8 protein-coding genes are annotated in these 8,835 nt (G+C 62.2%); 5 read left to right on the top strand and 3 right to left on the bottom strand.

All coding sequences use genetic code 11. The annotated features are described in order from the left end of the window. Nucleotides 1-379 precede the first annotated feature (379 nt). Nucleotides 380-814, top strand: coding sequence for a GNAT family N-acetyltransferase (locus ACYASU_RS06165; RefSeq protein ID WP_463582270.1), 435 nt, complete (start codon nt 380-382; stop codon nt 812-814). 18 nt (nt 815-832) lie between these two features. On the opposite strand, the gene ACYASU_RS06160 is transcribed toward ACYASU_RS06165, so the two are convergent. After that, nucleotides 833-1,720, bottom strand: coding sequence for a DMT family transporter (locus ACYASU_RS06160; protein WP_423573932.1), 888 nt, complete (start codon nt 1,718-1,720; stop codon nt 833-835). 564 nt (nt 1,721-2,284) lie between these two features. On the opposite strand from ACYASU_RS06160, the gene ACYASU_RS06155 reads away from it, so the two are divergent. Further along, the gene (locus ACYASU_RS06155; protein WP_463582269.1) at nt 2,285-3,997 is read left to right on the top strand and encodes an amidase; all 1,713 of its coding nucleotides are present in this window, start codon (nt 2,285-2,287) and stop codon (nt 3,995-3,997) included. A gap of 72 nt (nt 3,998-4,069) precedes the next feature. Further along, nucleotides 4,070-4,909: a glutathione-dependent disulfide-bond oxidoreductase gene (gene yghU / locus ACYASU_RS06150; RefSeq protein WP_346627850.1), complete on the top strand. Its 840-nt coding sequence runs from the start codon at nt 4,070-4,072 to the stop codon at nt 4,907-4,909. A gap of 621 nt (nt 4,910-5,530) precedes the next feature. On the opposite strand, the gene ACYASU_RS06145 is transcribed toward yghU, so the two are convergent. Then, the gene (locus ACYASU_RS06145) at nt 5,531-6,397 is read right to left on the bottom strand and encodes an aldo/keto reductase family oxidoreductase (protein ID WP_463582268.1); all 867 of its coding nucleotides are present in this window, start codon (nt 6,395-6,397) and stop codon (nt 5,531-5,533) included. 117 nt (nt 6,398-6,514) lie between these two features. Here ACYASU_RS06145 and ACYASU_RS06140 point away from each other — a divergent pair, with 117 nt between their 5' ends. Next, nucleotides 6,515-7,414 (top strand): LysR family transcriptional regulator, encoded by a 900-nt coding sequence (locus ACYASU_RS06140; RefSeq protein ID WP_463582267.1) that lies wholly within the window; start codon nt 6,515-6,517, stop codon nt 7,412-7,414. Nucleotides 7,415-7,585: 171 nt separating this feature from the next. On the opposite strand, the gene ACYASU_RS06135 is transcribed toward ACYASU_RS06140, so the two are convergent. Beyond that, the gene (locus ACYASU_RS06135; protein WP_463582266.1) at nt 7,586-7,858 is read right to left on the bottom strand and encodes a DUF2790 domain-containing protein; all 273 of its coding nucleotides are present in this window, start codon (nt 7,856-7,858) and stop codon (nt 7,586-7,588) included. Between the two features lie 518 nt (nt 7,859-8,376). Here ACYASU_RS06135 and ACYASU_RS06130 point away from each other — a divergent pair. Then, entirely contained in the window at nt 8,377-8,829 is a 453-nt protein-coding gene (locus ACYASU_RS06130) for a (2Fe-2S)-binding protein (RefSeq protein WP_463582265.1), read from the top strand. Nucleotides 8,830-8,835: the final 6 nt, after the last annotated feature.

Below are 8,835 nucleotides of genomic sequence, written 5' to 3'. Positions count from 1 at the left end.
TCCGACGACGCTCCGTGGGCCCGCGCCGAACGGACATCCATGTCCTGACGGCGCTCTCGCGGCATCCATGCCGCTCGGCCCACTCCGCGTCGTCTGCGTTCGGCCTGCACCCAAGTCGCGTTCTGCGGTGTTTGAGCTTTTTGCGTACGAAGATCAAAAGCTTCCCGGCTGAAGCCGGTCCTACTAAACACCGCGTGCTTTTAGTGGGACCGGCTTCAGCCGGGAAGAGGCCGGCATGAGCGTCACAAGATGTCCGATCGTTCCCAGGCTCCGCGTGGGAATGCATCACGTGACGCTCCGCGTCACCCTGCGGCTGACATGACACCCCACCAATCGCGCTGCTACGCTCCCTGCCCTCTCTCCACTTCAGGCGCCAGCCATGCTCACCATCCGCCCCATGACCCCGGACGATTACGACGCCATCACTCAGCTGATGCGCGACACGCCGGGTATTTCCTTGCGTGACGCAGACTCCCGCGAGTCCACCGAGCGGTATCTGCTGCGCAACCCCGGACTGAGTTTTGTGGCGGAGGACGGTTCACTTATCTGCGGCTGTGTGATGTCGGGCCATGATGGCCGGCGCGGGTATCTGCAGCATTTGCTGGTGCTGCCTGAGTATCGGCGGCATGGAACCGGAAAGGCGTTGGTGGAGCGGTGTCTGGTCAGTCTGGAGGCGGAAGGCATTCACAAATGCCATATCGACGTGCTCAAGACCAACCCGGCCGCAGCGACCTATTGGGCGAACCAGGGCTGGCAGTTGCGGGTCGATATCAACCGTTTTTCCTTCACCCGTCCGGGCAATGAAAACGCCTGACACTCAGCTAGGCCCTGATCAGACCTGACTGACAGGCGCCACGGGTTGGCGTCTGGCATAAACCATCAGGCCGCTGAGGAGGATAAGTCCGATGCCAAACAGCGAGGCCGTGCCCGGGAAGTTGCCGAACAGCAGAACCCCGTAAGCCACCGCAAAGATGATTTGCAGGTAACCCAACGGTGCGAGCACAGACGACGAAGCGTAGCGATAAGACTTGGCCATCAAAAAGTGCGCGCACAGCCCCAGACCGCCCAGCACCAGCAGCAACCCCATCTGCAGCCAGTCAGGTTCGGCCCAGTAAAACGGCACGATGGCGCTGAGGATCAGGGTGCAGAACACGCCGACGTAAAAACTGCACACCGACGGGCTGTCGGTCTCCCCCGCCAGTTGCGTGAGCAGTTGATACAGCGCGAAGAACAGCGCGGTCGCGAGGGGAAACAGCATCCACAGCGAGAAGGCGTCGCTCGCCGGGTTGATGATCACCAGCACGCCGATGAAGCCCAGCACCACCGACAGCCACTGCCAGCGATCCGCCTTGATGCCGAAGATCAGCGGCGACAGGATCGTTACAAAAGCAGGGGCAAGGAAGACCAGCGCCGTGGATTCGGCGATGGGAACGTGGGTCAGGCCGAACAGGAAAGACAGGCTGTCGGCGAGCAGGACCACCGCGCGCAGCAGGTGCAGCCAGGGCCGGCGAGTGTGGAAGACGTTTGCGCCGCCGTTGCGCAGCAGCACGGTGGTCACCAGGGTCGAGTGAACCAGGTAGCGGGCCCAGGCGACGAAGATCACCGGCAGGGAATAGATCAGCGTCTTGGAAATCGCGTCATGACTGGCGAACGTCAGCGCCACGCCTGCCATCAACCACATGCCGATGACTTGCCGGTGCGCGCCGTGATGGGGGGTCATTGCAAAACCTGCCACAGAAAATGATGCGCAGGAGTTAACCACAGAACTCGGCCCAGGCGCCTTGCGCACTTTGTCCTAGAGTCCCGCGAACCATGCCCAAGCGCTCCGCGCACTTTATCGCGGGCAATAAAAAACCCGCCTGAGCGGGTTCTTTTCTATCAACACCATTCCAACATCCTGTCAGTAGCCGTCCCGGCAAATGGTGGATCATCCATGACCTGCGAAGCACATCCAGCGCCTCGGTTGATGGATCCAAGGTTGCGCTTGCGGCGCTTCGCTGTACAGGGCGACATTGCTCCAGAGCGTGTAAGCCTTTCGCTATACCGCATGTGCGGTGGCCCACTCACGCTCCCAATGAAGAGCACCTGCGCAAGCCTCGCGACAAAGGCATGGCGGAGGCATAATGTGCGCCACACGAATACGCCCGCCGAACTGAGCCGCGTTGCCCACCCACGCCTCAGTCGGTTTCAAACCAGCCCGGCCCTGCCGCGCAACGGGAAGCGATATGCCCATTCTTGTTCAGACATCCTGCCCTCTACTCCCCGGCTCACGGTCGTCGCAGTCATGATCGAAGTCACCGAAGTCTCCATCGCGCAGTTGCGCGCAGCCCTTGAAGCGGGCCAGACCACCGCCGTCGAACTGGTCAAGGCGTACCTCGCCAGAATCGACGCCTATGACGGCACCGACACCGCCACCGCGCTCAACGCCGTGGTCGTGCGCAATCCCCAGGCCCTCGACGAAGCGCAAGCTTCCGACGACCGTCGCGCGCGGGGCGAAACCCTCGGCCCCCTCGACGGCATTCCCTACACCGCCAAAGACAGCTATCTGGTCAAAGGCCTCACGGCCGCATCGGGCAGCCCGGCGTTTGCCGAACTGGTCGCTCACCGTGATGCGTTCACCATCGAGCGGTTGCGTGGGGCCGGTGCGATCTGTCTGGGCAAGACCAACATGCCGCCGATGGCCAATGGCGGCATGCAGCGCGGCGTCTATGGCCGCGCTGAAAGCCCTTACAACGGCGATTTCCTGACGGCGCCGTTTGCGTCCGGGTCATCCAACGGCGCCGGCACTGCAACGGCCGCGAGTTTCGCCGCATTCGGGCTGGCCGAAGAAACCTGGTCGAGCGGCCGTGGCCCTGCGTCGAACAACGGCCTGTGCGCCTACACGCCGTCACGCGGGGTGATTTCGGTGCGCGGCAACTGGCCGCTGACGCCGACCATGGACGTGGTCGTGCCCTTCGCCCGAACCATGGCCGACCTGCTCGACGTGCTGGACGTGGTGGTCGCCGAAGACCCCGACACCCGCGGCGACCTGTGGCGCTTGCAGCCGTGGGTGCCGATTCCCTCGGTCGACTCGGTGCGCCCGGCGTCCTACGCCGACCTCGCCGCCAGCCCGCAGACTCTGGCCGGCAAACGCTTTGGCGTGCCGCGCATGTACATCAATGCCGACCCTGAAGCCGGTACCTGCGAAGCACCCGGCATTGGCGGCCCCACCGGCCAGCGCATCATCACCCGCGCCTCGGTGATCGACCTGTGGGAACAGGCGCGCCAAGCACTCGAAGCCCAGGGCGCCGAAGTCATCGAAGTGGATTTCCCGCTGGTCTCCAACTGCGAGGGCGATCGTCCCGGCGCGCCGACGGTGTACAACCGCGGCATCGTTTCCAAAGAGTTCCTGCACCACGAACTGTGGGACCTCACCGCCTGGGCGTTCGACGATTTTCTGCAGGCCAACGGCGACCCGAAACTGAACCGCCTGGCCGACGTCAACGGCCCGCTGATTTTCCCCCACGACCCCGGCACCCTGCCCAACCGCGAGGGCGATCTCGCCGCCGGCATGGACGAGTACGTGAAGATGGCCCAACGCGGCATCACGCCGTGGGACCAGATCGACACCTTGCCGGACGGCCTACGCGGGCTGGAACATACCCGCCGCATTGACCTCGAAGACTGGATGCAGCGGCTCGGGCTGGATGCGGTGCTGTTCCCGACCGTGGCCGACGTGGCCCCGGCGGATGCTGACGTCAACCCGGCCTCGGCGGACATCGCCTGGAGCAATGGGGTCTGGGTCGCCAACGGCAACCTCGCGATCCGCCACCTCGGCGTGCCCACCGTCACGGTGCCGATGGGCGTGATGGCCGACATTGGCATGCCCGTGGGCCTGACCTTCGCCGGCCGGGCTTACGACGATTCCGCCCTGCTGCGCTTCGCTTCGGCGTTTGAATCCATCGGCAGCAAGCGCCAGATTCCGCCGCGCACGCCGCCGTTGTCTTCTGCTCGATAAACAGTGTTAAAGGGTCGGGGCCAGCGCGCCTCGATCCTTCCCGCTAAAACTGACCCTCAGGAGAAGTGTTCAATGAGCAAGGCACCTTACGTCCCGCCTACCGTGTGGAAACACGAAGCGCCCTCCGGCGGCCAGTTCGCCAGCATCAACCGCCCGACCGCCGGGCCGACCCACGAGAAAGTCCTGCCGGTGGGCAAGCACCCTTTGCAGCTGTATTCGCTGGCCACGCCCAACGGCGTCAAAGTGACGATTCTGCTTGAGGAGCTGCTTGCCCTCGGCCACAGCGGCGCCGAGTACGACGCCTGGCTGATCCGTATCAATGAGGGGGATCAGTTCGGCAGCGGCTTCGTCGACATCAACCCCAATTCGAAAATCCCCGCACTGCTGGATCGCAGCGTCGAACCCAACCTTCGCGTGTTCGAGTCCGGTTCGATCCTGCTGTATCTGGCGGAGAAGTTTGGCGAGTTGCTGCCCAAGGATCTGGCCGGCCGCACCGAAACCCTCAACTGGCTGTTCTGGCAGATGGGCGCTGCGCCGTATCTGGGTGGGGGCTTCGGGCACTTTTATGTGTACGCGCCGGAGAAGTTCGAATACGCGATCGACCGCTTCACCATGGAAGCCAAGCGTCAGCTGGACGTGCTGAATCGGCGCCTCAGCGAAAGCGCTTATCTGGCCGGCGACAGCTACACCATCGCCGACATCGCCGTGTGGTCGTGGTACGGGCAAGTGGTGCGCAACACCGTGTACGGCGCCGCCGAATTCCTCGCCGCCCACGAATACACCCACGTGCAGCGCTGGGCCGAAACCATTGCGCAACGGCCGGCAGTGATCCGCGGCATGCGCGTCAACCGGACCTGGGGCGACGAAGCCACCCAAGTGCCGGAACGGCATGATGCGTCGGATCTGGATTGAGGCAATTCCCGGCGGTCAGTGAGGATTTCTCCACTCTCACTGACACACCACGGATCCCTGTAGGACCGGCTTCAGCCGGGAAGGCGTCGGTCGTCATACCGCAAATTAATGGTGTTCACACCGGCCTCTTCCCGGCTAAAGCCGGTCCTACGATGACACCGCATTAATCCAGCTGCACCGCGTGTTCTAAATGTAGGACCGGCTTCAGCCAGGAAGGCGTCGGTCGTCACACCGCAAAATTGTTGGTGCTCACACCGGCCTCTTCCCGGCTAAAGCCGGTCCTACGATGACACCGCATTCATCCAGCTGCACCGCGTGTTCTAAATGTAGGACCGGCTTCAGCCGGGAAGGCGTCGGTCGTCACGCCGCAAAATTGTTGGTGCTCACACCGGCCTCTTCCCGGCTAAAGCCAGTCCTACGAGAACACCGCATTCATCCAGCTGCACCGCGTGTTCTAAATGTGGGACCGGCTTCAGCCGGGAAAGCGTCGGTCGTCATACCGCAAAATTGTTGGTGCTCACACCGGCCTCTTCCCGGCTAAAGCCGGTCCCACTGAAAGCATGCATTCCTCCAGTGGGACCCCATGCGCCAGTCGTAGGGCCGGCGCAAGCCGGGACAGCTTCAGGCGCCCTGCCCTTCGAGTTCAGCGAGCATGTCCTGGGGGATCACCAGCTCGGCGGCCGTCAGGTTTTCGTGCAGATGCGCCATCGAGGAGGTGCCCGGAATCAGCAGCAGGTTGGGCGCACGCTGCAGCAGCCATGCCAGTGCCACGCACATTGGCGAGGTGTCGAGGCGCTTGGCGACGTCCGACAGGGTCTGGGATTGCAACGGCGTGAAACCGCCCAGCGGGAAGAACGGCACGTAGGCGATGCCCTGCTTGCCGAGTTCTGCGATCAGCTGCTCGTCATCTCGGTGGGCCAGGTTGTAATGGTTCTGCACGCAAACCACCTGGGCAATGCCCTGCGCCTCGGCAACCTGTTTCGCACTGACGTTGCTCAGGCCCAGATGCTGAATCAGCCCCTGACGCTGCAATTCAGCCAGCGCACTGAACTGCTCGGCTATCGACGCTTCATCCGGCGAATGCCCGGTGCCCCACGCCCTGAAGTTCACCACGTGCAGCGCTTCCAGGCCGAGATTGCGCAGGTTGTCGTGCACCGCGCTCACCAGTTCCGCCGGGCTGTTGGCGGGATTCCATGAAGCGTCGGTGCCTCGGGATGCGCCAACCTTGGTGACGATCAGCAGCTCGTCGGCATAAGGATGCAGGGCCTCGCGGATCAGGCGGTTGGTGACATGGGGACCATAGAAGTCGGCCGTATCAATGTGGTTGACCCCAGCGGCCACGGCTTCACGCAGAACGGCGATGGCAGCCGCGTGATCTTTCGGCGGTCCGTAAACGCCGGGCCCTGCCAGCTGCATGGCGCCGTAACCCATGCGGTTGACGGTGCGACCGCCGAATGAAAAGTGTCCTGCCTTGCTGGCCTGGCTCATGGGTGACGCCTCGTGGTCAAGAATGTGGGATGGCTCAAGTGGTGGGCTGACTATAGGCGTTGACCGCTGCGCTGATAATCAGGTGCAATCGGCACGGGTTGTACGAGTGAGCGGACAATGGCGACAGACATTCAGGATTTGCTGGCCTTCGTGGCCGTGGTCAACGCAGGCGGTTTTCGTGAAGGCGCACGGCTGAGTGGCAAGTCGGCGTCCAGCCTCAGCGATGCCGTTCGACGCATGGAGTCGCGCCTGGGCGTGCGCCTGCTCAACCGCACCACCCGCAGCGTCGTGCCGACCGAAGCCGGCGCGCGGCTGATGGAACGGATTGTCCCGGCCCTCGGCGAAGTCGAATCCGCGCTGGACGTGGTCAATGATTTCCGCGACCGCCCTTCCGGCACGCTCAGGCTCAACGTGCCCGTTAGCGCCGCCCGCCTGATATTGCCGCAGATCATCACCCCGTTTCTGCAGGCGCACCCGGACATCCGAATGGAAGTGGTCACGGAGGAAAGCTTCGTCGACATGATTGCCGCCGGCTGTGACGCGGGCATTCGCTACGACGACCGCCTGGAACAGGACATGATCGCCGTGCCCATCGGCCCGCGTGCTCAGCGTTTCGCGACCGCCGCATCGCCGGCTTATCTCGACGCCCGGGGCCGCCCTGAACATCCACGGGACCTGCTCAACCACAGCTGCCTGCGCGGCAAATTCCCCAGCGGCTCCGTACCGCTCTGGGAATACGAGCGGGACGGAGAAGAGGTTCGCGTCGAGCCGACCGGCCCGTTGACCGTGCGGATCGGCGGCGCCGTCGACCTTGCCGTGCAAACCGCCATTGACGGCCTGGGCATCGTCTCGTTGTTCGAAGACTGGTTGCGCCCCCATCTGGACAGCGGCGCGCTGGAACCGGTGCTCGAACCCTGGTGGCCAAGCTTCAGCGGGCCGTTTCTGTATTACCCGGGGCGGCGCTATGTGCCATCACCGCTGAGAGCCTTCCTGGACTTCATCCAGCGGCGGGCATGATGCTTGTCCGTGCGCAGAACTAATCAGGTCTTTTAAATAAATAACTGCAAGTTCATGGTCGAACTAGCCCGCAGGATGTTGCAGCTAGATAATCAGGCAAAAAAAAACGCTGCATTCAATGCAGCGTTTCTTTTATAGCGTTTGTAGTTGAAGCCGCCAGGGCACTGGCGATCAACCATTTTGACGACCGTAACCCATGATGGTGTAGTCAAGGCTGTGGGTCACGCCGGCGTGGTCAACATAAACCATGGTGGATTGCACCGGACCATCAACTTTCTGTGGGTCCTGGGCGTTTTTGATGCTGATCACTTTGGCGACGTCGATGCCTTTGTGGCGGTTGTATTGTTCGACCTGGGTCGAAGGCTGTTGGCTGGTGGCCGGGAGTTCGCCGGCAGCGGCAAATACACTGACGAGGGACAGAGCAGCGAAGGCTAATACTTTCATGGTCGTTCTCCAGAAGTTCATTAAGTAGTAAGGGAGCAAAGCGCTTGTCGTTTGCTTCTGGGGCCATTCTGTTCGCGATCGGCGCAGATGATAAATACTTAAAATCGATAAGGCGCATCACCGTCATCGATGCTTGAGTTGATTAGATCAATTTCCGTAATAGACCCTTGCGTATTCTGTTAACTCACAACTTTCAACACATCGAGTGAGACTGGCGCAGCCCCCCTGTTAAGTGCGACAGATGCAGGGACTGCACTACGGCGGAGCGCGTCATGTTGTCGCGGGTGATTGAAGTGCCTGTCGGGAAATATTTTCAGCGCAATCAAACATTTCCAATGATGAACGTACTACCATTCATCCCGCTGACTCGTCCCGAACCAAAATGTCCGAGCAGACCTATATAAAGCGCTGGCCACTGGCACGACGCTATTTTTTTAAAACAAACCGAAGCCTTGATGCCGCCTCACGAGCCTGCTCGTGGCGCAGTGCGTCAACCGTGATGACCGTCTGAGGTTGTGATGCAGAAATTGATAATCAACGGCCAGGAGCACGACCTGGATGTCGCCGACGACATGCCATTGTTGTGGGTCCTGCGCGACGTGATGGGCCTGACCGGCACCAAGTACGGCTGCGGCATTGCCCAGTGCGGCGTGTGCACCGTGCACCTGGACGGCCAGGCCGTGCGCTCATGCGTACTGCCGGTGAGCGCCGTCGCCGGCCGCAAGGTCACCACCATCGAAGCGGTGGGCGAGCAGGCCGTAGGTCAGGCGGTACAGAAAGCCTGGCTGGACCATGAAGTCGTGCAATGCGGCTACTGCCAGTCGGGGCAGATCATGTCCGCCGTCGCGCTGTTGCAGGAACACCCCAAAGCCAACGACGAGCAGATCGTCAACGCCATGTCGGGCAACCTCTGCCGCTGCGCCACCTACACCCGCATTCGCGCCGCCATCAAAAGCGTCAGCCAGGCCTGAAGGAAG

It is taken from the genome of Pseudomonas sp. HP_12 (assembly GCF_055283955.1).
This window is presented reverse-complemented; position numbering and strand designations above follow the sequence as displayed.

Coding starts and splice junctions, on each gene's coding strand:
- ACYASU_RS06165 (WP_463582270.1), top strand. CDS start 380: ATGCTCACCATCCGCCCCATGACCCCGGACGATTACGACGCCATCACT.
- ACYASU_RS06160 (WP_423573932.1), bottom strand. CDS start 1,720: ATGACCCCCCATCACGGCGCGCACCGGCAAGTCATCGGCATGTGGTTG.
- ACYASU_RS06155 (WP_463582269.1), top strand. CDS start 2,285: ATGATCGAAGTCACCGAAGTCTCCATCGCGCAGTTGCGCGCAGCCCTT.
- yghU (WP_346627850.1), top strand. CDS start 4,070: ATGAGCAAGGCACCTTACGTCCCGCCTACCGTGTGGAAACACGAAGCG.
- ACYASU_RS06145 (WP_463582268.1), bottom strand. CDS start 6,397: ATGAGCCAGGCCAGCAAGGCAGGACACTTTTCATTCGGCGGTCGCACC.
- ACYASU_RS06140 (WP_463582267.1), top strand. CDS start 6,515: ATGGCGACAGACATTCAGGATTTGCTGGCCTTCGTGGCCGTGGTCAAC.
- ACYASU_RS06135 (WP_463582266.1), bottom strand. CDS start 7,858: ATGAAAGTATTAGCCTTCGCTGCTCTGTCCCTCGTCAGTGTATTTGCC.
- ACYASU_RS06130 (WP_463582265.1), top strand. CDS start 8,377: ATGCAGAAATTGATAATCAACGGCCAGGAGCACGACCTGGATGTCGCC.